Raw genomic sequence first — 24,108 nt, forward strand, 5'->3', positions numbered from 1 at the left:
TTTCAGAGCAGAGTATCAAAGTCGAATTGGTCGGCGACCGCGACCGGCTGTGCTGAGGACGCGGCATTCGCGGCCGTGCGCACCTCCAGCCAGGCAGAACCGAGACCATTGAACAATATGCCGGGCTTCGTCAGGCCACGTTTCTCGCTGATCGCATACAGTCTGTATGCCAGTTCGTGGGCCGCGGACATGTCCAAGCCACGCCCCTCGGCCTGGGCGAGAATGCGGCCAGCATCGTCGAGCCCCGTCTCATCGAGTGCCTTCGCCATATGTAGGACAACCTCCCACAGCGAGATTCGGTCGTCCTTTCTGGGATCGTAGCCGTCCGGGAGCTCAGCAGGCTCGAAAAGTTTGACTTTGCCCCCGCCCGATGAGAGCACACCAGCGCGGACCAGCCCGGAGACCGAAGCGTTCTTCGCATTAGCGAGAGTTTCGGCGTCCCCATAGTTCGAGACTTCGAATCCATGCGTCTCAAACCATGCTACGCACCAGCGAGTGTCGCCGTCGAAGTCACCTTCCTGTTCAGAGAGCACTTCATCAAGGATGGAATTGATGGCGCGCAGCGCATCGCGAACACTCATCGACTCACCATTGGGTTCGAGTACTTTCGAATATTTCGAGAAAATACCCATCCCCGGACCAATGGCCGCTTGGGCCAAATCAACCGGCGCAATGCCACCCTGTTGGAGAACACGCAACGACTCCGGCAAGGATGCACGCAGCTCAGTAAGCAGCCCGCGACGGTCAATGATCGGCGCCTCGTCCGGGCGAGGCCGGAGTGCCAAGACGATCGAAGAGGCAAGGGCGTTGGTGCCGATGCTGATCATGCGACCGGTCCGTTCCGATCGCACGGGCCAAGTGGCCGTTATTTGCCAGCCCGCCCGAAGCATTCCGCCAAGGATCGTTTCCCAACCGGTTGACGCGGTGCCCTCTGCCTCCAGCTCTGACTGCTTGAACGCATAGTAAACCGCGATGGGGTAGTCGTGAGAGGCATGGGTTCGCGCATGCTCGAAAACATGCTCAAATCCATTTTCGAAGAATTTGCGAGCACCATCGGCACCATTGTGCCTATAAGGATTTGCGACAAGCTCCTCGACTTTTGGCACCAACATCGTAGAGAGCAAGCTTGGCATGACTTCTTTAAGGGACCGGCGCAGCCACACGTAAAAAAAATCCGACAAGTCAGAGTAGCCAATGTTGTCATAGTAGGGCGGGTCAGTCGAGATGACCGCGTTTTTCATCGTCCTAGATGCGGCGTCTGCTTGTTGAACCTCGCCTGGCCGTGAAGCGGGAAGTCGTTCCATCGCTCTTGCTATCGAATCTAGTGCAACACCTACATCGCCAGCGGCATCAGCGAACGGCGACACTTCAACGAAGTCCCAGGCCATAGGCATCGCCTGCCGCGCAAACAAGTTCCGAGTCTGGTCTCTGGAACTTGACCACGTCGCGAGTGCATTGCCGAGATCGGCTGTTCGGCTCACTCCCAGCCCTAGATATGTGGCAACGGCATCGGCGTAGGCAGCTGCACCGGCCCCACCCTGTTCAAGGCGTTCGCCCTCCGGAAGGCCTGCATTGGCAGCATCCGCAAGGACTCGTTCGCGCGCCTCACCCACGAGGTCGCTGAAGGTTGTGAGCGCCGTTATCTGCCGGATCGTGAAAAGATCGGAAAATTCGGTCATTCCGAACGCGGGTGGAGAGAACCAGCGAGCATTCAGTGCGATGGCCCCGCTAGGAATATCAGTTGGCATGATCGCATCCGCTGCTGATGAATGCTCTGCATTTGGTCCTAGGTAAATGCGCTTTCTGTGGCCCTCTGCCACGATGGCCATCAATCGTGTACCGATCTGACCGTCAATTCCTTGCTTCCGCAACGCTGGGAGGGACGTCGCGGCTCCGCAAGAAACACACATGGCCCCCGTCCTCCCAACTGTGCCGTCGTTTTCCTTGGTTGGGCCTTGCTTCGGGTCGTGACCGACCGTGAACTCGACGTGGCCATCAACTATGGACGGCACCACGTAGGCTTCCTTGCCCTTCTTTTTCCCGAGCCACCATGACCGAACCAGCGGCATCTCGATGCCACAGGCCGGGTTGGGACACGTCACCGTCCGCGCCCATATCCAGGCAATGACGGTTGCCTTGGAACCATCGGAAAGAGTCGCCTGAGGGTACAGATGCCCTATCCGGCGTTCCGCCTCGTCGCGCATCCATGCACCGTACCGGCGGACATCTTCGGCCAGACCGGCGGCTTTCTGCCAGCCAAGCATGCGGCTCTCGGCCGCGTGAGGAAACACTGGCGGACGGCCCGCGAACTTCGGGGGGATCTCGATGAGTGCCTTGTTGATCAGGACGGCGACCGGGTTCAGGTCACTCGCGTGCGCCTCGAGGCCTAGCCTCTGCGCCTCAAGCGGGATGGTCCCGCCGCCAGCGAATGGGTCAAGGATGGCTGGAGGATTGCCGTTAGTGGACCTCATAATCTCGGCGCGCACTTGATCAAAGAGAGCCTCATCATTGAGGTTGTCCCAGTCGACCATCCTCTCAATCAGTTCGAAAAGCCGGGCACGCTCAGCGGCGACTCGCCGTTCGACGTAAGCGTCGACGTCGTGCTCGTCACGACGCTTCGCCTCGTCGAGATAGTCAGCAGCATTCTCGCTTGGATCGTCGACGAGCTGCGCGAAAAGTACTGCGCGAGCCGTCGCCAGAGGCCGGCGCGCCCACCACATGTGCATCGTGGACGGGTGTCCGTGCCGGATCGACTTCTCACGGGCCGACTGCTTGTTGATAGCATCGAGCGGCAGAGCCACTTCGATGAGCTTCTTTTTTGCCATTCCATCCCAAAATTCACTGCGCCGCGAGGCGTCCCCACACGGCACAAGCTGGGCCGCGGCAAAACCATCATCTCCTTAGCATCCTACGTGAAACCACCAATCGCCCGTGGGCGGTAGGCAAGTTCGATAGTGTCGGATCCTTCTCCTATGATTGGAGATCATGAAACGTAGCCAGATTCGAGTCCTCGACCTCTTCGCGGGTGCCGGCGGTCTCACTGCTGGCTTCCATCAGGCGTCCTCAAGGTTCAAGAGCGTCGCCGCCGTTGAAATGGACCTCGCTGCGGCCGCTTCCTACGAGGCAACGTTTGGCGAGGGAATCGTTTTCGCTGGCTCAATCCAGGACTGGCTCAAGACAGTCGAGATGCCAGCTCACGTTGACATCATTGTTGGTGGCCCTCCATGCCAGGGTTTTTCCACTCTCGGCAAGCAGGATGCCGAGGACGTACGCAACACTCTTTGGCAGCACTACGCTGAGGCCATCGTGCGTTTACGCCCAAAATATTTCGTCGTCGAAAACGTTGCAGCTTTCGCTGCCTCACCGCAGTTTCTCGAATTCACTGCGCTCACCGAAACCGGTTCGCTCAAGGACTACGCGTTCCAGCATAAGATTCTCAACGCAGCAGACTTCGGCGCCCCGCAAGCACGCAAACGAGCCGTGATTATCGGCCACAGGCGTGATCTTGAATTTCCCGGTTTTCCGGAACCGACGCACGAGGTGCATCGAACAGTGGGTGATGTATTCGCTGGAGTGACGAACGCAGTGGACGGCCTTGACTTGCCAGAAGACCGTTCAATCGAGTTCGCGGGGAAGACGTTTGCGGGGCCCTTCGTCTCACGGGAGCTTCATCTGGGGCGTCGTTATACAGAGCAATCGCTCAAGCGTTTCTCAAAGATCCCCGCGGGCGGCAATCGCTTTGATATACCTGTCGAGCTCTTGTCAGAATGCTGGAAGAAACACAAAACTGGCTCTGGCGACGTCATGGGCAGACTACACAACGACAAACCTTCCGTAACTATCCGGACGGAATTCTTCAAGCCCGAGAAGGGCCGATACCTGCACCCGGATCCAAAAGTTATGCGAGCAATCACGCACTACGAAGCCGCACTCCTTCAGGGGTTCCCCGCCGACCATCAGTTCATCGGGTCGAAAACTTCAATCGCGCGCCAAATCGGCAATGCTGTGCCTATCCCCCTCGGCAAGGCTATTGGAAAGCAATTATTGTCTCAGTTTCGATAGCGCCCAGTATGGGCCATTTGATATAGCTGTCCGCGGGTCCTGGTGATCGACTGCCTGGCTTTCTTGGACCGGGCGGCAGCATCCCCTGTTGGCGACGATTGTCTCGACACATTCATCGCCAACAAGGGAGAGAATGATGATGCTTGCCCAATTTGCTGGCCCTTGAGAATTGACCCTTTTCAGGTTGTCCTTGTCGCGAGTGCGTCCAAACTGTGCAACAGTTCCTGCGGATGGCCCTACCGCCAAGAATCCTTTCGAGACAGTCAAACCCTCGCAACGTCACACGTCTTGCACCCAAGGCCCGGGCCGTCCGATTGAAATCGGACGGCCCTCCATGTTGTAAAGCCCGTTCAGCCCCATGAATGGGTATGAATACGACCCAGACGTGCAGGCAATGTGGCACAACTTTTCAGCCACGTCAGATCACCCAGCAGTATTGCTCTCCTGCGTGCTCTCATAGGCATCGCAACCACGAATGGTACGCACGCCAGCGGCCCGGTGTCATCCAGTCGCACCGATCACAGCTCGCAGCCGTGGAGGCTCAACACCGCGGTGCTATGGCGACGGCCTCTGCCAGATTCCAGCATCAAATATCTGAGATTCGCGACGCGAGCAAGGACCAGATCCAGCAGGAATCCGACCGCCACGAGCGGGACTTCGAACGCCTCCAGGCGAGACTGCGTGACTTGGCTACGATCAATGTGGACATTGCGTGCGAACTTCCCGAGTTGAAGGCACAGGTCACCGAGCTCCAACTCGAGAATGCACGGCTACTCCATGACCAGCACGCCTACGTTCAGGAACTCTCACAGATCGCCGGTCGGCTCTTCGAGCTATCGTCTCGGCTGGGCCTGCCCTTGGACAAGGCCACCAAGGAAATCTTCCAACGACGCGGCTGGAGGACCGATACTTTGGTGCCCAAGCCATGACTGTTTCGATTGCCCGGCTGACGGCAGACGCGGGTCTGAAATACCTGCTCAAGACAACCATGCAGGATGACCTCCCCGGCCCGCCCACAGATGCCACTAGCTACTACATCAAGAACGGCACTCCACAGGGTCGTTGGCTCGGCCATGGATTGGAAGGCATTGCGAGGAAACCAGGACAACCCGTAACTGTGGCTGAGGCGAAATTCGTCTTCACCCACGCCGCACATCCCGATACGAAAGTGGTCCTCGGCCGACCCCATGGACAAACCACTGTCGCTTTCCGCAATGGAGAAGAACAGCAACGTCACGCAGTCTCCGGATTCGACCTGACGTTCAGTGTCCCCAAATCCGTCTCGGTGCTCTGGGCTCTCGGCGGCAAAGAAATCCAGGGGCAAATCCTGGAAGCCCACCACCGTGCGGTGTCCACGGTTCTCGCTTGGCTTGAGGATGAAGCTATTCATACCCGAACAGGCCGTGGCGGAGTCGCCCACGTTGGCACCAGAGGAGCCATAGCGGCCGCCTTTGACCATTGGGAATCACCCGCTGGCGATCCCCAGCTCCACACCCATCTGGTCATTGCGAACAGGGTCCAACGACTCAGCGACGGAGCATGGACCACCATCGACTCCCGCACACTGTACAAAGCCGTCGTCGCTGCCAGCGAACACTACAACGGACTGCTGTTCGACGAACTTCAACGCAATTTAGGAACAGAAACCGGCTTTCGCCCGCCAGCGGCAGCACAAAGAAATCCCAGCCACGAGCTTTCAGGCATCGATGCTGCCCTCGTCAATGAGTTCTCCAACCGCTCCCGACTAATTGATGCCGAAGCAGAGAAGTTGGTCGCAACCTGGCGCGTCGAGCACGGCAAAGAGCCCAGCGCCACCACCGTCATAAAGCTCCGACAGATGGCCACCCTGTCCACGCGCCAAGCCAAGGACAAATCACCCAGACCCTTAAGCGAGCTGCGCGCCGAGTGGTACGAGCGCGCGGCGGCTACCGGAAAGAATCCGAAAGCTGTCGTTGAGGGTGCCATTAACCGTTCCCAGCAACGGCCCGTCCGTTCGGCCGATCTTTCCGTCGACTGGGTCAAAGCCGCAGCTATCCTCACTCGTGAAGCCACTGCAAGGAGGCGAACCTCGTGGAACCGCTGGAACCTCCTCGCCGAGGCCGAGCGCATCTGCGCCAGTATCCGCTGCCACTCCCCCGCAGACCGCCGATTCCTGATCGACACCGTCACCACAGCTGCAGAGTCCCAATCAGTCCCCCTCAATAGCAATCGCTACACCCTCCCGGTAAATGCTGCAGCTGACCTCGCCTTTGCCGGCCGTACCGTCTTCGACTTCCCCGGAGCCCGTCTCTACACCGACACAAGCACGCTGGCCAATGAACAATTCGTCATGGACGCAAGGCTCGACGGCGACGGGCCAGTCATGCTTGTGACTGAAGCCCGCGCGCAGCTGGCCACATACCGGCACTGCGATGACTACGCACTTGCTCCAGACCAGCACGTCGCAGCGGAAACGATCCTCGCCAGCGGCAATAGGCTCGATGCCATTGTTGGTCCCGCCGGTTCCGGAAAAACCACCACCATGGCAGCCATCAAGGCTGCGTGGGAACACGCCCATGGTGAGGGCAGCGTCGTCGGACTTGCTCCAGCGGCCGCGAGCGCGGAAGTCCTGGCAAAAGAGCTCGGAATTATCGTCGAGAACGTCGCCAAATGGCTCTACGAAAGTGCCGGTCAGGGAGCAGGTAACCGTGCCGACCGGTTCCGCTTACTGGAGTCAATGCCGCGAACCAGTCACACGGCCGTCTCATCACAGCTTGCGCACCTGTCCCTTCAGCAGTCCCTGTGGCAGTTCAGGAAGGACCAGCTCGTCATCATCGACGAAGCGTCCATGCTCTCCACTGTCCAACTCGCTGGCCTGGTCCACCAAGCGCGAGATGCAGGCGCCAAACTCCTGCTGGTCGGCGACCCCGCCCAGCTCGACGCCATCGATGCCGGCGGCATGCTCGGGTGGCTGCACCGTGACGGCAAAGCTATCGAGTTAACCAGCATCCACCGCTTCACCAACAAATGGGAAGGTCCCGCATCGTTGCAGCTACGCGAAGGCAACATCGACGCCATCGACCTCTACGCCACACATGGACGCTTCCAGCACGGCGACTTCGCTGACATGGTCGAGAACGCCTACCGCGGCTGGGCCAACGACCAGCGCGACGGCAAGTCAACCCTCCTCATCGCCCCCGACAACGACGCCGTAACCACCCTGAACGAGCGCGCCCACGCCGAACTGGTCGAATCGGGCCGCGTCGATGCCGAGCACACCGTCACCCTCGCCGACAGCCTGACCGCGGGCCACGGTGACACCATCATCGCCCGCAAGAACAACCGAAGGTTGATCGATAGCAACGGTGAATACCTGCGCAACGGCACCCTTCTGCGTATCACGAAGCGGCCACACAGGGACGGGACCATCACCGCCCGCCGTGTGGACACCGGAGCCACCATCAGACTCAGCCACGTGTATCTCGGCACCTCCGCAGAGCTCGGCTATGCAACCACCGCTCACCGCTCCCAGGGCATCACCGTGGACACCAGCCACATCGTCCTGACGCAAGGCTGCCTCACCCGCGAGCTGTTCTACGTCGGCATGACCCGCGGCCGCAACAGCAACACCGCCTATGTGTGTGAGACCAACCCCGCCCTTGACGAACCGCAAGCGGGCGGACCAACCGCCAGTTGGCGACAGATCCTCGGCGAAGTCCTGGCCGCTGAAGGAGCCGAACGCACCGCACACGAAGTACGCGCGGCGGAAATCGCCAAGGGTGACACCCTCCAGCGACTTGCTGCCGAATACGACTACCTCGCCCAGCTGGCCGCAGCTGACAGCCTAACCTCGGCCATCTCAAGAGTGATGCCCGACGTCGTCACTCACCTTCAGGAATCGCCTTCCTGGGGCGCTGGTGTAGCCATCTGGCGACGAGCTGCAGCTAACAGCCCAGCTGCTGCGCGGCGGGTTCTGGAAGGCGCTCTGAAGCATCCTGGCGACGCCCAGGACGACATGGCAGTGGTTCATGTACGACTTCTGCAGGCGGTCAACAACGGCCCGTTGGAGGCTTCCCCAGACGTCCTTGACGAGGCGCTCTTCACCGAGCGCGCGGACCTTGCGGACATGATCAGCCAGGTACGCGCCCGCACTATCAACCGCCGCGACCGAGTGTCCAGGGAGGCCCTGAGTGTTGGATCTCCGTGGATCCAGGAGTTGGAAAGAATTCTAGGGTCTACGGTCAGGCCCGACCGCTGGGCCACCGCTGTCGGCGAGGTTGCAATCTTCCGTGACCGCTGGGAAATCACCACTTCTACAGATCTGCTTGGTCCAGTTCCTGCTAGCTATGAGTGGGAGCAGTCCGAGCAGCGAGTGTCCCTGCAGCGGCTTATTCAGTCGTTGCGGGAAGGCCCATCTAGTTCGTTGGAACAGGGCGCGCCTGCCCTGCCTGCACCAATTATGCGCCAACCCCTTATCCATGTCGGACCCACGCTCTAAGCTGGAAGTCGAAAGGAAGTTGTGCGGTCATGAACCCAATGATCAGACCATCAGTTACGACAGCTCCGCTCATCATTTGGAGCGTCCTAGTTGGCCTGTGCACGCTCTATTTGGTTCCGGCAACCCTCGCGAACTGGCCAGCGCCACCATGGCTGACAACAATCGCTACGACATTCGTTGCGCTCTTGGCAGTGCTGGCTCTGCGTTGGGTATTCAAAGTACGCCATGCTCGGGCCTGGGACGTAAACGCCCGGTCACTATGGCAGCAGTTTGAAACAGCCCGCATGGCCAGTGGGACAACAACTGAAGTGACGGTCCTCAGCGTCCAAGAAGTACAACCGACCGGAGCTTGGGTGACCATCAACTGGGATCAGTTTGGTTATGAACAACCTGCCTGGATCGAAGGTAAGGGTGGAACCTATTGGCCGGGTTCCGTCATTCTCATTTCCCCCGATCCAGCCCAAGTTCACGTAGGCCAGCCCTGGCCGCCAACTTACTGGATCGCTGAAGCAGACTGCCACGCCGTAGCACCCTGCCGCTAAGGATGCCGTCTCCGAGGAGTTGCGGGCTGCATTCCATGCCGCAAGCCCTAAAGTGTCACCAACTTCATGGCCGGGTACAACTTCGCCGCTATCGGAGACGCATAGTGGATTCTTGACCTTAGTGTTAGAAGTAATGACGGATCGATTGTGGCCTTCATCCCGGTAGTCGCAGGTGTTCATTCATGCTTCCTCGTCAGCGGACACCAACCAGTACACGCGTCGAAAGGACGTTCGTCTTCCGCGCATGAGCCCTCCAGTCGTCTACCCACTCGGGATCATTTAACACAGGGCCATCTCACACGACGATTTCAAAAGATCAATCTAGACCGAATAGAATCCGTACATGGGAATTCAGAGGTCATCCAAAATACTTCCACCACTCGCGGGTGCGATAATTGCGGTAGTTGCTTTTTTCACCACACCCTTATTCAATGGCACGGTAGCCTCTACGTGGAGAGTTGGAATCGCTCTAATTTGCGGCGTGGGAAGCTATCTTATAGCCCGCAGGCTCGCCTCCCATTTGGCCAAGAAAAGGGGAAATAGCTCGATCACGGCGGAAGAAGTGTTCCCAACGACTGGTACTCCCAAGTACAACTACCAGAAACGAAGTACACAGGAAGACCTAGTCAGCAGATACCGTGACCATGGGACCGGTCTACTTTCAGTCTATGGACCAACCAAGGCTGGTAAGTCCGTGATGGTTACCAGTCTGATGCCCAAAGGTCTGTACATCCGAGGAGACGTTGACACCGCTGAATCTCTTTGGGCCAAAGCAATCACAGAAGCATCGGCCTACACTGGGCGGTCCCATGCTACCAAGGTAAGCACCACGACGTCGGCTGGTGTAACGGGCATGTTAATTAACACGCGAGGTCGACTGTCTGCGAAAGCAGACCTCGCGCACACGCGAGGAAGTGAGAAGGGAAAATCAGTTGAGGATGACAGATTTCTCGTAATTCAGAGCATTCTCTTGAATAGTGGCCGGGCCCTGATTATCGATGACTTTCACTTCATGCCGAGGTCGGAGCAGCGAAAAGTCATGGCCGCTTTGAAAGGCCTCATTGATAGAGGCGGCCGAGCTGTGGTTATTACCGCAACGCACCGCGCCCACCGGCTCTCGTCGCTTGTGCCAAACATGGGCGGAAGATTCGCCTATGTCGAGGTAAAAAAATGGGATCATGAGGATCTTGTAAAGATCGCAGTTGATGGTTTCGCAAAGCTGCAAGTGACTGACCCAAATAATTTTGCAAGCGAATTGGCAGCTAACAGCTTTGGCAGCCCCCAGCTGATGCAAAGACTTTCTTTGCAACTCTGCAAGGAAAATCTGTACCTCATACGGCAACCCGAACCCGCTACGCTAGCTGCACCTCAGGGATCTTGGGGCGAGTTCTATACCCGTGGGCTAAACCGGATGGGCGCTGAAATTCGGTGGCTGCAAAAACTTAAGCGCGGTCCCCAAGAACGAAGAGGTCGCCTTGCGTACAAGACCCGGGACAACCAAGAACTCGATGGATACGAATTAATTCGTGTCGCATTTCGTGCACTACTTCCTAAAATGGACTTGCTAAGGGATCAGATCCATGACGAAGTCTCGTCTCTCCTAACCCAGCAGCCGACAACCCCGAGGTCCGGGGAGACTACGGCGAAGCTCAAGCAACTCCACGCGATCGCACGCCAGCCCCTAGACCAGGATCCGAGATTCGAAGACGAAGATCATTCCACTTCCGGAGACGACGATTCAGGCGTTGAGCCTGTTCTCGAGTACGAAGACTCTGGGCCAAGTTCAACCGTGCGCATCGTAGACCCGCTTTATGCATTTGCACTGCGGTGGTGGCAAGAGGACTAAGTCCTCCAATGGACAGACCGGCTGTTTGAAGGAAATAAACGATCCTCAAACAATCCTCACATCATTGGCAACTCTCCAAATCGTGTGGGTCCAACGCCAGTAGAATTAGAAAAGTCCCTCCGATGTAGTTGAATTGTGACAGCGACAATCCGTCCGCCGAGGTCATCAGGATTCGCAAGCTCGAGAATGGACTTGGAAGCGGATGTCACACGGCCGAGGACAGATTTGGCGATGTCGGTCCGGGACAACAGTTTGCAGCCGGCGGTTGGAGAAACGATGGAGTCTGCTTCGGCTGCAATAACGGCGTCGGCCCAGCCAGCCAGGTAGCTGGATGATTGGGGCCCACGGTCGATGCCGTAAGCCTTCAGCACGGTGTACGCGACGGACTCGGCTTCGACCTCTGCCAGTCCACGGTGCTCGGCACTGCTGCCGTACAGCTGACCGAGAACGTCATCGGGACCGTGGAGCATGACATGGCCGAGTTCGTGAGCGAGCACTGCAACTCTGGCTTCCCTCTCGAGCCATTCCCCGATGCTGATCTGGTGTGAAGTGAAGTTCGTGTATCCGCTGGCCAGAGAATGTTGGCTGGCAGCGACTTCCACGGCGAATCCGTGGCCAGCTGCAATTGCAACCAATGATGTCCATAATTCTTCATGGTCTAAATTAGGATCCACCGCATGCTCGGCATTTCCGCGTGGAACCAACAGTGGCTCTCCCTCGGTCTGGGACACGTCGAAGACAGCCTGGCCCCGCCAACCAATGATGTGAGTCAGGCTACGGTCCACAATCTCGCCTGGCTTGGTGGGGGTTTGCGGCTTCGCCAGCTGAGCGTCTTCGTTTGAATCTGCCCTGGCAGTTATCGGTGCGATGACCCAGAGCGCATGCTCGCCCTTGAGTACGTATCGGCCATGACGTTGCCATTCTTTATAGCCGGCAACCAAAGTGGGAGGCTCCTTCCCGCGTTCCTGCATCTGTGCCATGAGCATGGCGGCGTTTCCACCGGAATACCGCCACAGTGTGGCTGAGTTGTCGAGGAGCTTTTGCCATCGCCAGGGCTCGTTGACCGCCTGGTTCAGGAGGTCAACGAGTCCCTGGGTCAGCGCTTCGACTCTTTCTGCCGGTGCCAGATGACTCGGAGGTGGCGCCAGGTATGGCCCGGCGACGCCATTGCCCAATTCAAGATCCGAATCCAACGATTCTGCACTCATTGCCACTGCCTCCACAATCACATCCGCTTGGTGCCTTCACACCGGATACAAGTTCATGGTGCCCAGAACCCTGAACAACATGGTGATACCTCAACTGTCCGAATCAGGGGTCCAGCTCGAATGTCCAGGACCGTCCGGCGGCAACGTCCTTCGCGCGGGCGCCCTGTGGGCCTGCAGCCCCACACATCCTGCCGTCCTCGTGTGCTCGCGCATGCGTTCGATGCTGGACGTCAGCCGCTCGTGGAACGTGATGGGACCGAAGCCGCCGTCGTCCTCGGTGTAGGAAGCCTGCTCGGCACGCTGCAGCCCATACAACTCGGCAACCATGTCACTGTGCTTCCACCAACAATCTGGGATCACGGAGGTGGGCAGATGGTAGGTGTCCACGAGCCACTGGACCCATTGGCCAAGATGCTTCCAAACCGCTTCAGCAGTCCGGGGGTCCATGTCCCGCCACCTGTAGGTCACGGGAATCCTGTTGGAGCGCCGCCCTTCGGTGGACCCGAACAGCATGGCGGCAAACTCATCCTCTGCTCCCCCGCCGACTGTGTATTCAAAGGACTCTTCCTCGTCCATCGTTGTCTCCTTTCAACTTTCCACATCAGTATTCAGGCTGGCTGCCTGTCGCAGCCGGTGGCCGGCTGCGAGCTCACGCTCTGTTTCTTCCTTGGAGATTCCCAGCTGAGCGGCGTCCTTGCGCTTGTGCCATTCCGTGAGATCCAGCAGGATCGGGCGGGTGCGCCGGCCCAACATGATCGCTGTTCCTACCGGAAGCCTTCGGATCTCGTGTAGCGGGATGACTGGCGACTCTCTAATTTGTTCACCGTCCTGCCGTCCCTGGGATGACCACGACCGGGTGTTTACCGTGGTGCTCCGTTCGCCAATCAGCCCTGCCAGGGCGCGCAGGTCCCGTTCGTCGGACCCGCCGCCGAAGATGACCTTGATGATGGCCGCGTCCCAAATAGTCGCTGCCTCATCAATAGACCACCCGGAACGCGCCTGGGACAGGGATTGGAGCACGACGATGGTGGAAATGCCGATCCCTCCGCCGTCCGAGAGCACCACCGCCAGACCCTCCGGATCGAGTGCCTGCATCGCATCCAGATGGTATGAAACCTCCCTCAGTAACGTCATGAACGTCCTCAGAAGTTCCAATTCTTCGTCCTCGTTGCGCACCCAATACCGTTCGCATCTGAGTAAGCCTGCTGCCTGGCGAAAGGCTGCTATTTGTGGATGTTCAGACATGTTGTGCACCCCTGACTCGACAATGGCCCTCGCCGTGGCGGTGCGGGAATCCATTTCCTTGTTAATGGTTGCCCGGCCCTCTTCCGACGTGGATGCATCGGGGCGTAAAATGATCATTTGGACATGTACAACAGATCCCGTCCGCCGAGGAGGTGGCAGAAGATGGTTCCTGTCATGTCGAAAACGCTGTTCACGCCAGCCAACACCAAGCTGTTGCGTCTGTTGAATAGAAGCCGCCCGCTCGATGTGCCGAGCATCAGCCGGACCTTGGCAGTTCGGCCCAGCGTCATCCGCCGCCAGCTCTGGGAGTTGCAGCGACTTCGTCTTGTTTGCCACTCTCTTCCCGCAACTCGGCGTGGGCCCAACCGTTTCACTGTGGACATTCGGCAGTTGCAGGACGCACTGGCCGTCGCAGCGCAGGAAATGGGAACTGCGGACGAGTAGAGGGTGACGACTACGTCGTAGGTCAGGCGATTTCCCATGAACAGCAAAAGCTGATCTTCGACGGTCCCGTCACTGGACATAGACAGCCAAGTCAAAGGAGAACCCGCCATGACCATCCAACGCGCTCCCGAATCCACAACTTCCCGCGACACCCATCGTTGGCTGTCGCCTCAAGAGGTCTGCGATGAATTGCGAATCCCGAAGCAGACCTTCTACCAGTGGCGCGCTAGGCACGTCGCGCCACCGGCGTACCGATTCGGCAAGCTGCTCAGGATCGACCGTTCCGAATTCGAAGAATGGCTCGCAGACCATGCCGAAGGCTTCAGCGCCTCATGCACAGAGGCGCCACATCAATGATCGACGAGAATTGCTCTTCATTCGACTAACCATCGCAACAAATCACAAACTAGTTCTTTGGTCGTTGATAGTTTCAGCGGAGGTCGGGTCCACCAGCGTCACCGAGCTCATCGAGGACGCTGATCACCTCGTCAGCATCATCCACGACGGCACCAACAAACGATTCAGGTGTCTCTTCTTCAGCAAGATATGGGTACTTCTCCAAGAGGAATCGACGCCGATATGCAACATCGGCGGCGTCGACTATCGATTCCAAAGTGGTCCAGTTAAAAGTCCCACCAATTAGGACACCTGCCGCAGGAATGACCTTTCCAAGTCCCTGCTTAGTCAACCGAAAACCGAATGCCTTGGCGAACTGCTTGGAGACTTGAGCCACGACTGTCTTATCTAAAATTGCCCATGTCTTGCCCCGAACGAGTGACTGTGTCAGCCGCGAGATGTCGGCCATGGCGGCGGTCTTCGCACTGGCTGACATCGCGGTCCCAGCGTTGACGACGGACATCACGAATAGTTTTTCGGCTGGCTCTTCTGGATCGTAGCCATACAGCAACGAGACGTGACCGACAGAGCGGGAAGCGAGCCCAAGAACAAATGCCGCGTCACCAAGGAAAGCGCCGGCGACTGCTAGGCCCGAAGGCGCTGCCGCTGCACCAGCAGAGGCGACAGTGACGAGTTCCCCTCCCGAGATAACCAGCCCTGCACCCATTCCTGAAAGGGCTGCGGTGGCCGGGTAGTACCAAGACATCCCTCTCCCGCGAATGGCGTCGATTTGTTGGAGATCAAGGCGACGCAAATCCGAAAGCGTTTCAACGTCATGACGTCGCTTCTGGTGTTTCACCACTACTCGTTGGGATGAGAGACCGGCTCGAGAGACCTTTCCAACTGTTCGTCGCGTCGAGTCTAATGCAGCGCCGCTCCAGTCAGTCATGCTGTCGGGGAGGGCAGCCGCGGCTTTGCTTGCGCCGGAACTGATTACTTGGGCGCCACTTGCAATAAATTTTTGGCCACGTGAAACGGCTGACTGGGCCCCCGGATGATTCTCAAGGTACTTCGTTGTATGTTCGCCAACTTTTGCAGCACCGTTGGCCACCTGTTCGCTAGCGTCTCTCAAGGCACGCGAAAGGGTGCGCCCCTTGAATTTTTTGATGTCACGCCACGCTGCAAGTTCATACTCAGAAATATCTGTCATTTCGCCAGTGTAGCGTCCTGCACCGACATGCCCAGCCAATTCCAGATAGCGGTCTGCTACTTGTCATTGACCCAATTGATCTGTGTTTTGCAGGAGCCAATTTTCGACGAAAAGGGCATGGCTGCACGGGGTATCTCTGAAAGTGCCTGCCGTGCATGAGTATTTAATGCTTTGAGCAACACCCGATCGTGCGGGAGAGCGCCATTGGTCCTGGGCCCAGCGCTAATGGCGCTCTCGGTCGCGGACTACGCGGTGGCGAGGGCCATGGGTTCCCCATACAGCCGGCTCACCGGGTTCCTCCGGCGTAGTACTCACCGCTCCGGTCTGCGGCTATCATCCCCTCGGGTTCATGCGGCGAGAACGGGGGGCGCTGCGGGCATCTAGCCTGCGAACTCAAAGTCGATGGTGATTTCGGGATCGACGCTTGCGATGATTCCGGAGTAGAACACCTTGGCCTGCTCTTTCAGCGCTGCTGCGTTTTGGATGATGTACTTCTGCTTGTTCTCGTCGCTGAGAATGTTGTTGATCATGCGAGTTTGAACGGCTGGCGCCGCCAGCCAGCTAAGCGCGTTGTTATTCTCAAGGGGGTCTTCGAACACGGGATCGTCAAAGCCGATGCCAATAAATTGAGGGATGGTCACCCGAAACGAGTTTGGGCCGGTGGGTTCGATCTTTACCTGTGACCCATCGATGCCTAATTTTGCGTCGATCTTGTACTGGACCAGCGTTGTCTTCTCGCTCGCAGGTATGGCCACGCCGAAAATCTCGCCATTGCTTTCGTGCCTATCGACACCCTCGATGTGAAGGCTAAGCAAGGCGACCTCTTGCACACGCGTGACGGACTGAATCACCTGCGAATCGCGTTCGTTCGAGGAGCTGCTGAACAGCGAACTGAGAGCGAGTGCGTTGAGTCCACCGAATGCGAAAGCGGCGCCCATTCCCGCGACAACCAGCACGGCGATCAGCAGGAGAGGCCAAAGCAGAACCCGTGCTTTGAAAAACTTCATGACGATTTTGTCTCCAGTTTCGTTCGACGTCGAAACGCCCTCGGAATTCAACGGTGCGGAACGGCCACAACAGGTCCCCTCGAATCATAATACGTATGCAAGAACTGGCCGGTTATTCCGCGCCCACCGGCCCTGGTGATGCGGCTTCGAGACGATGTGCACCGAACCACAGAGAGGGCGATGCCTGCCGAGACGCAACTCCTCCGATCGCCCGGTAGTCATCGTTCAATACGAACTCGCCCTTGCGCGCGGGGGTGATTACCGGTCTTCGATTTGTCCGGCACTATACGCGACGCTGCCGCCCAAGAAGGCGAACATTGATGTGTGGGCGAGCAACCACGATTCGCGCCGCATACGATGGGTCGCCTCTGCGCGCACATACCGGCTGGCCAGCAGGCACGCGACGAACAAAAGCACTTTGACATCTCACCCATGCTCGGATCCAAAGGCTGCATCGTGGACCCGGATCAGTCGACCTAGATGCTGCGGCCGACGTTATGGCTGACGCGCGACGTCGCCCCCGAAACAGTAGGGTACTCGTCTTAAAGGCGGCAGAACCGGTCATATTCATAGTCGACTGTGCCATTGATGACGCGTCGACATACGCCTGATGGAGGAGCTTCCACGTCGGTGTGCTCCCGAGGTCAGTCCCGGCTGTGCGAACATGGACCCGCGGCCGGGAAACAACGCCGCATGCAACTCGGCCTCGCCGGAGTCGAGACCGCGCAGCTCCACCCCATCGAGTACCGTGTGGATGCTGTGCCAGGATACCCCTGGGTGGACTCGATCGCCCGTCAAGACAAGCCCTGATTACGCAGCCGCAACACCTGCGTCGCCTAAATAATCCTTACCATTACCGGTACTCGTTTCACCATGCGGCCGGCACCTGGCGGAAGTGCATAGTGAGGTGGTGCGCACCTACGCCAATCGGGCTGCCGAGCAACCGTGCTCGCCCGAACCACAGGTGGTGACCTTAAGCGCGAATATTCACCGTGCGAAGTGACTCATCGAGATGACATTCGTTCTGGATCCTCATACCGACAGAGAGCGGATAGCCGTCGGCCATGTAGTAAATCATCTGAAACACCATGAAGTAGGTACAAGCATCCAGAACTTACGGAGGGCATCATGTACAAGCAGGAAATCCCGAAAATTACTTCACCTGAAACCGTACTCGAGTGGCTGACGCCCTCCGAGATCTGCCACGAACTGCAGATCCCGCTGCAGACCTTCTATCAGTGGAGGTCACGCGGAGTTGGGCCACACGCCTACAGGATTGGCAAGCACCTGCGGGTTAGCCGTGCTGATTTCGAAGCGTGGCTCGTGCTCCGTTCTGATCCGTAACCGGCACGTTAAGGAAGCTGAAATGGCTAGGGAACCACTGCCACTTGGTACGTGGGGCAGCGTCAAGGTCAGCCGCGTCGCAGCCGGCACTTGGAACGCACGCGCCAAGTATCGGGATATGGACGGCAAAGTACGGATCGTCGAAGCCCGCGGAGGATCGGGCGCGGCGGCACGCCAGAACCTGCTACAGAAATTTGCTGATCGAAAGACCCCGCGCTACGGGCTGGTGAACCCGAGAAGCAAGATCAACGAACTCATCGAAGTATTTCTCGTGGAGCTGCAGGCATCGGACAAGGCGGAACGCACCAAAGACAAATACGCCTACTGCATCAAGAAGTACATTGCACCGGCCATCGGAGAAGTCCGCATCGGCGAGACCACCTCAGGCGTCATTGACAATTTCATCCGCAAGCTTGTGGAAGACACGGGGCCTTCAACGGCCAGAAGTTGCGGAGCCGTCATGTCATGGATGTTCAAGCTTGCGCTTCGTCATGATGCGGTCACCGTGAACCCAGTCATCGGCGTCTCAATTCCGAGGAACAGGACGGCCAAACCACAGGCTCTGGATGCCGCGCAATACCAGGACCTGCGGGACAAACTCATCGGTTGGGAAACAGCGCCGACCCTTGGTCGGCCGCGCACCCAGGAGCTGCATGAAATTGCTGACTGCCTCATCGCTACGGGGGCACGGCCAGGTGAGCTGTTCGCCCTCCGATGGGATGACATTGACTTGGATGCTGATCCGCCCACAGTCTTCATCAATGCCACGGTAATCCGAACCAGCACTGGCGGGGTCCGAATCCAGGACCACCCCAAGTCCCAGCACGGCATCCGCCACCTGACGCTTCCAGACTTCTTGGTTGAGCAGCTTCAGGAGCGCAGGAAACGCCAAGTGGAACTCGGCGTCCCAAATCCGCTGAACTTGGTCTTTCCATCCTCAACCGGGACGGTGTGCGACGCGAACAACGTTGGCAAGCTATGGCGCAAGGTCGCTGACTCGCTGGGATACACCTGGGTGACACTTAAAACCTTCAGGAAGGCCAATGCCACCCTCATTGCTAGGGCCTTGGGCCCCGAAGCCGCCGCATATCAAGCCGGCCACTCCAAGGTGTCCATGACACAGGAGCACTACATCGAGGAGCTTCGCGAGGCGCTCGACACTAGGTCAGTGGTCGATGCATTCAAGCCAAAAGACGTGTCTCAGCAGCCGGAACCGGAGGACGAACAAGCTCCAGCAGACAAGGAGGACGGGACGGGAAATGATGAAAAGGATGACCCAAAAGTATGAGTTAAGTATGAGTTAAGTTGAAAATGGCCCCTTTCGGGGCCATTCTCACATCCAAAATCCCTTTAAATCCGGGCTTTTTGGGCCCCCTATCAGATTCGAACTGATGACCCCCGCTTTACAAGAGCGGTGCTCTGGCCAGCTGAGCTAAGGAGGCATACGCAATCAAGCGCTCCACAAGGCTACCGTAGGACACCAGAAAATAAAAAACCGGCACCCGGAACGCAAAGGACGCGTCCGGGGGCCGGTTTTTATGCAGTTGCTGCAGCCTCGCACACCGTCAGCGAGCGCCGCCTAAGAGCACCGCTTAAGAGCGCCACCAAAGAGGGCCAGCATAAGACTGTCGTCAAAGTGCGCCAGCATCAGCTTGTTTTTACTTCTTGGCGTCCAGCACGGTGTTGAGGAAGGTGCTGAATTGGTTGACCGCTTCAGGCATCCACTGCTGGCCGTCCACAAAGACGGTGGGTGTTGCGTTGACGCCGGAGGTTGTTGCCAAGGCACCGGTGTAGGCGACGAATGGGCGGAACGTCCTGTCACTGACGCAGCTGCCAATGTCCGCTGCGCCGGCTTCGCTGGCGAGCTTCTCCAATTTCGCGTTATCCAGACCCTTGCTGTTTTCGGCGGGCTGGTTGGTGTACAAGGAATCCACAAACGCCTTGTAGTTCTTCGGCGACTGGTCCGCCACGCAGGCTGCGGCAGCGGCCGAGCGTGAGGAGTAGTTGGTGCCAGCAGAGAAACGATCGAGGAAGGGCAGTGCACGGTACTCCACCGTGATCTTGCCTTCCTTGCGCAGGCTATCCAATTCGGGGCCGGACGTCTGCTCGAACTGGTTGCACGCCGGGCACATGAAGTCCAGGTAGACAACAACCTGTGCGGGATCAGTGGCGGCCGTGGCCTTGATGCCGATAGCAGCCGGGTCGGCCACAGCCGTGGGCGCCGCGGTGGGCATGGCCGGAACTGAGTTGATGTCAACGCTCTTTGCCGCCGTGCCTGGTGCAATGACGCTACCGTCCTTACCCACCGTGACACCGCCAAACTCATTCGCGTTGGCCGGCACATCGCCCACATCGGCAATCGGCTCATTCGCCTTCTGCGTGTTGATGACCACGAGCGCAATAATGACGATGATCGCCACGGCCGCCACCAAGACACCGCCCTTGATCAGCCATCCGTTGCGCTTTTCCTTCTTCAACTGCGCATCACGAATAATCCGGGCCTTCTCACGGGCTTCTGAAGTCCGCTCGGCTTTGCTCTTCCGCGGTTCGTTCTGGGGGCTCATAGTTCCTCAAGTGTTTGGGCATGAAAAAAGGCCGTCATGCGGCAGGTTCCCCCTCATCCTAAGACAGAAACCTTGGAGAATACTCTAAAGCCCACACCCCGTCCGGATGGCGAAGAACTATGACGTGCTGCAGCGCCACAGGCTAAGCTGGCACTAATTGAGCTCTACAACATGGGAGTTGCGCGTGCCTAAGAAATCAAGCCATAAACCTGTCCTTCACCCCAGCGATTCAGACTTCATCGTGGTCTCTAACCGGCTTCCCGTCGACCGGGTTTCCACTTCAGAGTCCGACGGCGGCTGGCGGCGTTCTCCGGGCGGGCTCGTCACTGCACTGGCCCCCGTCATGGCTGCGCGCGAGGGCGCATGGATTGGTTGGCACGGCGCCGCAGACGAGATTCTGGAACCGTTCCACCATGACAACATGGATCTCTTCCCCGTCCCCCTGTCCGAGGACGAGGTTGAGCTGTACTACGAAGGCTTCGCCAACTCCACCCTGTGGCCGCTCTACCACGACGTCATCGCCACTCCTGAGTTCCACCGAACCTGGTGGGATTCCTATCAGGTGGTCAACAAACGCTTCGCCGAAGCAGCCGCGAACGCCGCAGCCAAGAACGCCACCGTCTGGGTTCAGGATTACCAGCTCCAGCTCGTCCCCCAGTATCTGCGCGCCATGCGCCCGGATCTACGCATCGGATTCTTCAACCACATCCCCTTCCCCTCCCCCGAAATATTCGCCCAAATGCCCTGGCGCAAGGCCATCCTGGAGGGCTTGCTCGGCGCTGACCTGATCGGTTTCCAGCGCCCCAACGACACCGCCAACTTCCTGCGCTCGGCCCGCCGCTTCCTCGGCGCCGGCGTCAAGGCCAAGCAGGTCCACGTCAAGGACGACGCCGGAAACAACACGCACATTGCCCGCGCCGAACCGTTCCCCATCTCCATTGACGTCAGCCAAATCACGGCCCTCGCCGAAAATCCGGACGTCATCGCCCGCGCCAAACAAATCCGTGAAGACCTAGGCAACCCCAAGACCGTGCTCCTCGGCGTCGACCGTCTGGACTACACCAAGGGCATCACCCACCGGCTCAAGGCCTACGGCGAACTGCTCGACGAAGGCAGCGTCCACGTCGAAGACGCCGCCCTCATCCAAGTCGCCAGCCCCAGCCGCGAGCGCGTCGAAACGTACAAGCAACTCCGCGAAGACGTTGAGGGCATGGTCGGCCGCATCAACGGCCAGCACGACACCATCCAAAACACCGCTGTCCGCTACCTCCACCACAGCTACCCCATCGAGGAAATGGTGGCCCTGTACCTCGCCGCCGACGTCATGCTCGTCACCGCCCTGCGCGACGGCATGAACCTGGTTGCCAAGGAATACGTCGCAGCCCGCGGCGACAACACCGGCGCCCTCGTCCTGAGCGAGTTCACCGGCGCCGCCGACCAACTCAAGCAGGCGCTCCTTATCAACCCGCACGACATCGACGGTCTCAAAGCCGCCATCCTGCGCGCCATCAACCTGCCCAAGACCGACTCCAGCCGCCGCATGCGCGCCATGCGCCGGCAAATCCTCGCCCACGACGTCCAACGCTGGAGCGAGGACTTCCTCAACACCCTGGCGCAAAAGGCGGTCCGTGATGACAGCTGACGTCTCGGCTGCTCTCCGCACCGCCCTCACCGCGCTGGCCCGCACACCCCACCTACTGCTGGCCTTGGACTTCGACGGCACCATGGCACCCCTAGTGGACCATGCCGCCGATTCCCGCCCACTCCCCCGCTCGGCCGCAGCCTTGGCCGCCTTCGCCCAACTCCCACGCACGACGACGGCCCTCGTCTCTGGGCGGGCCCTGGCCAGTTTGCGGCTGGTCGCCACTCCCCCGGAACCGACACTTTTGGTGGGCAGCCACGGTGCCGAGACGTGGCTGGGACCAGATTCCCCAGCTCTGGCGCTCACAACGGAACAGGCAGCCGCGCTGGAACTGGCCCGCGCCGCCGTCACCGAAGCCACCACCCTCTTTAAGGGGACGGTGCTGGAGGACAAACCAGCCGGCGTCGTACTTCACTACCGGCTGGCCAAAGAACAGGACGCACTGGCCGCCGTCGAACTTGTCATTCAAGAGCTCAACGCAAATCCCGCACTGCACCTGAGCACGGGCAAGATGGTGCTGGAAATATCGGCCGTCAAAGCCAACAAGGGCCAGAGTCTGACCCTGCTGCGCGAGCTCACCGGCGCCACGGCCGCGCTCTTTGCCGGGGACGATGTCACCGACGAACACGCCTTTGCCGCGCTGCGCCCGGGCGATCTCGGCATCAAGGTGGGGCCGGGCACCACGGCCGCCGAATTCCGCATCGGCGGCCCGGATGAGCTCCCGGACGTGCTGGAACTGCTGCTGGCGGCCCGCACCAGGCACTTCAACCCGTAATGTGATCTCGCCCATGCCGGAAATGTGTCATACTTCATAAGTCGGACTGTTTCGCTGCCTAGGCAGTGTGGGGCCCGCTGAAACACCAACCATTTCACAACGGATCGTTCGGCACGTACCTGCCGATGAAGGGACTTATTACTGTGGCTACAGTAACTTTTGACAACGCGACGCGCATTTACCCGGGCACCACTAAGCCCGCTGTTGACAAGCTCAACATTGACATCGCCGATGGCGAATTCCTCGTTCTGGTTGGACCTTCCGGTTGCGGTAAGTCCACCTCCCTACGCATGCTCGCCGGCCTGGAGGATGTCAACGCCGGCCGCATCCTCATCGGCGACCGCGACGTCACAGACGTTCCGCCGAAGGACCGCGACATCGCCATGGTCTTCCAGAACTACGCGCTGTACCCGCACATGTCAGTCGCTGACAACATGGGCTTCGCCCTGAAGATCGCCGGCGTTTCCAAGGAAGAGCGTGCCAAGCGCGTCAAGGAAGCCGCAAAGCTCCTGGACCTCGAGGCATACCTTGACCGCAAGCCGAAGGCACTCTCCGGTGGTCAGCGTCAGCGTGTTGCCATGGGTCGCGCCATTGTGCGTAACCCGCAGGTATTCCTCATGGATGAGCCCCTCTCCAACTTGGATGCCAAGCTGCGTGTTCAGACTCGTACGCAGATCGCTTCCTTGACCCGCCGTCTGGGCGTCACCACCGTTTACGTGACGCACGACCAGGTTGAGGCCATGACCATGGGTGACCGCGTTGCAGTCCTCAAGGACGGCCTGCTGATGCAGGTTGACACCCCGCGTAACCTCTACGATGCCCCGCAGAACGTGTTCGTTGCCGGCTTCATTGGCTCCCCCGCCATGAACCTGCTGGAACTGCCCGTTGTTGATGGCGGCGTGAAGTTCGGTGGAGCCATCTACCCCGTGCCTTCCGCCGTGCTCGGCGAAGCCGCAGGCAACACGGTCACCGTGGGTGTCCGTCCCGAAGACCTCGAGGTTGTTGGCGCCGGCGAAGGCCTGGCAGTAGAAGCCGACGTCGTTGAAGAACTCGGTGCCGACGCTTACGTGTACGGCCACGCCATCATCGACGGCGCAGAGCGCGACATGGTTGTTCGTGTCGACGGTCGCCGCCCACCGATGAAGGGCGACACCATCCACGTCCGCCCGCAGGTTGGCCACGTGCACCTCTTCGATGCCACCTCCGGCGCCCGCTTGGGCGACAAGGCCATCTCGCGCGACTAACAGTGGTCCTGACTGTCGAGACCCAGTGACACCTGATTGAGGCGCGGTTGCCTGTTGGATTTCCAGCTAAGGCGGTTCAACGTCCCACGGGCAGTTTTGACCGCGGGTTCGCCGATTCAATGCCAGAGCGTGTCAACCGCGGTCTGCACAGTGCAAATTCAC

The 24,108-nt window shown here is 58.9% G+C and carries 19 protein-coding genes and 1 tRNA gene; 12 read left to right on the plus strand and 8 right to left on the minus strand.

Annotation, left to right across the window (positions count from 1 at the left end; translation table 11 throughout):
- Window positions 1-2 precede the first annotated feature (2 nt).
- Window positions 3-2,825, minus strand: a complete 2,823-nt coding sequence (locus AB0O97_RS06855) for a DUF1156 domain-containing protein (RefSeq protein ID WP_363881221.1) — start codon at window positions 2,823-2,825, stop codon at window positions 3-5.
- 160 nt (window positions 2,826-2,985) lie between these two features.
- Here AB0O97_RS06855 and AB0O97_RS06860 point away from each other — a divergent pair, with 160 nt between their 5' ends.
- The 5 genes from AB0O97_RS06860 (at window position 2,986) to AB0O97_RS06880 (ending at window position 10,927) form a co-directional block, all read left to right on the plus strand.
- On the plus strand, window positions 2,986-4,062 hold the full coding sequence (locus AB0O97_RS06860) for a DNA cytosine methyltransferase (RefSeq protein WP_363881256.1): 1,077 nt from the start codon (window positions 2,986-2,988) through the stop codon (window positions 4,060-4,062).
- Window positions 4,063-4,619: 557 nt separating this feature from the next.
- Window positions 4,620-4,991: a hypothetical protein gene (locus tag AB0O97_RS06865; protein ID WP_363881223.1), complete on the plus strand. Its 372-nt coding sequence runs from the start codon at window positions 4,620-4,622 to the stop codon at window positions 4,989-4,991.
- Entirely contained in the window at window positions 4,988-8,539 is a 3,552-nt protein-coding gene (gene mobF, locus AB0O97_RS06870) for a MobF family relaxase (protein WP_363881225.1), read from the plus strand. The genes AB0O97_RS06865 and mobF overlap by 4 nt, the downstream gene beginning before the upstream one ends.
- Window positions 8,540-8,568: 29 nt before the next feature.
- Window positions 8,569-9,081 (plus strand): hypothetical protein, encoded by a 513-nt coding sequence (locus tag AB0O97_RS06875; RefSeq protein ID WP_363881227.1) that lies wholly within the window; start codon window positions 8,569-8,571, stop codon window positions 9,079-9,081.
- A gap of 343 nt (window positions 9,082-9,424) precedes the next feature.
- A complete protein-coding gene (locus tag AB0O97_RS06880) occupies window positions 9,425-10,927 on the plus strand; it encodes a TniB family NTP-binding protein (protein WP_363881229.1) in 1,503 nt (500 codons plus the stop codon).
- Between the two features lie 56 nt (window positions 10,928-10,983).
- Here the strand turns inward: AB0O97_RS06880 and AB0O97_RS06885 are convergent, their stop codons facing one another.
- From AB0O97_RS06885 to AB0O97_RS06895, 3 genes are all read right to left on the minus strand, one after another.
- Window positions 10,984-12,135 carry an ArdC family protein gene (locus AB0O97_RS06885; protein ID WP_363881231.1) on the minus strand — a complete coding sequence of 384 codons (1,152 nt, stop codon included), beginning with the start codon at window positions 12,133-12,135 and terminating at the stop codon, window positions 10,984-10,986.
- Window positions 12,136-12,225: 90 nt separating this feature from the next.
- Window positions 12,226-12,711: a hypothetical protein gene (locus tag AB0O97_RS06890; protein WP_363881233.1), complete on the minus strand. Its 486-nt coding sequence runs from the start codon at window positions 12,709-12,711 to the stop codon at window positions 12,226-12,228.
- A 12-nt stretch (window positions 12,712-12,723) separates the two neighbouring features.
- Window positions 12,724-13,497 carry a TraM recognition domain-containing protein gene (locus tag AB0O97_RS06895; protein WP_363881235.1) on the minus strand — a complete coding sequence of 258 codons (774 nt, stop codon included), beginning with the start codon at window positions 13,495-13,497 and terminating at the stop codon, window positions 12,724-12,726.
- Window positions 13,498-13,554: 57 nt separating this feature from the next.
- On the opposite strand from AB0O97_RS06895, the gene AB0O97_RS06900 reads away from it, so the two are divergent.
- Window positions 13,555-13,824: a hypothetical protein gene (locus AB0O97_RS06900; RefSeq protein ID WP_363881237.1), complete on the plus strand. Its 270-nt coding sequence runs from the start codon at window positions 13,555-13,557 to the stop codon at window positions 13,822-13,824.
- Between the two features lie 108 nt (window positions 13,825-13,932).
- Window positions 13,933-14,181 carry a helix-turn-helix domain-containing protein gene (locus tag AB0O97_RS06905; RefSeq protein WP_363881239.1) on the plus strand — a complete coding sequence of 83 codons (249 nt, stop codon included), beginning with the start codon at window positions 13,933-13,935 and terminating at the stop codon, window positions 14,179-14,181.
- 73 nt (window positions 14,182-14,254) lie between these two features.
- Here AB0O97_RS06905 and AB0O97_RS06910 read toward each other — a convergent pair whose 3' ends face one another.
- Both AB0O97_RS06910 and AB0O97_RS06915 read right to left on the minus strand, forming a co-directional pair.
- Window positions 14,255-15,370: an EcsC family protein gene (locus AB0O97_RS06910; protein ID WP_363881241.1), complete on the minus strand. Its 1,116-nt coding sequence runs from the start codon at window positions 15,368-15,370 to the stop codon at window positions 14,255-14,257.
- Between the two features lie 380 nt (window positions 15,371-15,750).
- Complete coding sequence (locus tag AB0O97_RS06915) at window positions 15,751-16,377, minus strand: hypothetical protein (protein ID WP_363881242.1); 627 nt, start codon at window positions 16,375-16,377, stop codon at window positions 15,751-15,753.
- Between the two features lie 1,128 nt (window positions 16,378-17,505).
- On the opposite strand from AB0O97_RS06915, the gene AB0O97_RS06920 reads away from it, so the two are divergent.
- Window positions 17,506-17,721, plus strand: a complete 216-nt coding sequence (locus AB0O97_RS06920) for a helix-turn-helix domain-containing protein (protein ID WP_363881243.1) — start codon at window positions 17,506-17,508, stop codon at window positions 17,719-17,721.
- A gap of 22 nt (window positions 17,722-17,743) precedes the next feature.
- Entirely contained in the window at window positions 17,744-19,009 is a 1,266-nt protein-coding gene (locus tag AB0O97_RS06925; RefSeq protein WP_363881244.1) for a tyrosine-type recombinase/integrase, read from the plus strand.
- 80 nt (window positions 19,010-19,089) lie between these two features.
- On the opposite strand, the gene AB0O97_RS06930 is transcribed toward AB0O97_RS06925, so the two are convergent.
- Window positions 19,090-19,163: transfer RNA gene (locus AB0O97_RS06930), tRNA-Thr, on the minus strand.
- A gap of 216 nt (window positions 19,164-19,379) precedes the next feature.
- Window positions 19,380-20,285 (minus strand): DsbA family protein, encoded by a 906-nt coding sequence (locus AB0O97_RS06935; RefSeq protein WP_363881246.1) that lies wholly within the window; start codon window positions 20,283-20,285, stop codon window positions 19,380-19,382.
- Window positions 20,286-20,469: 184 nt separating this feature from the next.
- Between AB0O97_RS06935 and AB0O97_RS06940 the strand changes: the two genes are divergently transcribed.
- The 3 genes from AB0O97_RS06940 (at window position 20,470) to ugpC (ending at window position 23,946) form a co-directional block, all read left to right on the plus strand.
- Entirely contained in the window at window positions 20,470-21,927 is a 1,458-nt protein-coding gene (locus AB0O97_RS06940; protein WP_363881248.1) for a trehalose-6-phosphate synthase, read from the plus strand.
- Window positions 21,917-22,702 (plus strand): trehalose-phosphatase, encoded by a 786-nt coding sequence (otsB, locus tag AB0O97_RS06945; RefSeq protein ID WP_363881250.1) that lies wholly within the window; start codon window positions 21,917-21,919, stop codon window positions 22,700-22,702. The genes AB0O97_RS06940 and otsB overlap by 11 nt, the downstream gene beginning before the upstream one ends.
- Window positions 22,703-22,845: 143 nt before the next feature.
- Window positions 22,846-23,946: a sn-glycerol-3-phosphate ABC transporter ATP-binding protein UgpC gene (gene ugpC, locus AB0O97_RS06950; protein WP_363838045.1), complete on the plus strand. Its 1,101-nt coding sequence runs from the start codon at window positions 22,846-22,848 to the stop codon at window positions 23,944-23,946.
- Window positions 23,947-24,108 lie beyond the last annotated feature (162 nt).

Source organism: Specibacter sp. NPDC078692 (genome assembly GCF_040686835.1).
GTDB lineage: Bacteria > Actinomycetota > Actinomycetes > Actinomycetales > Micrococcaceae > Specibacter.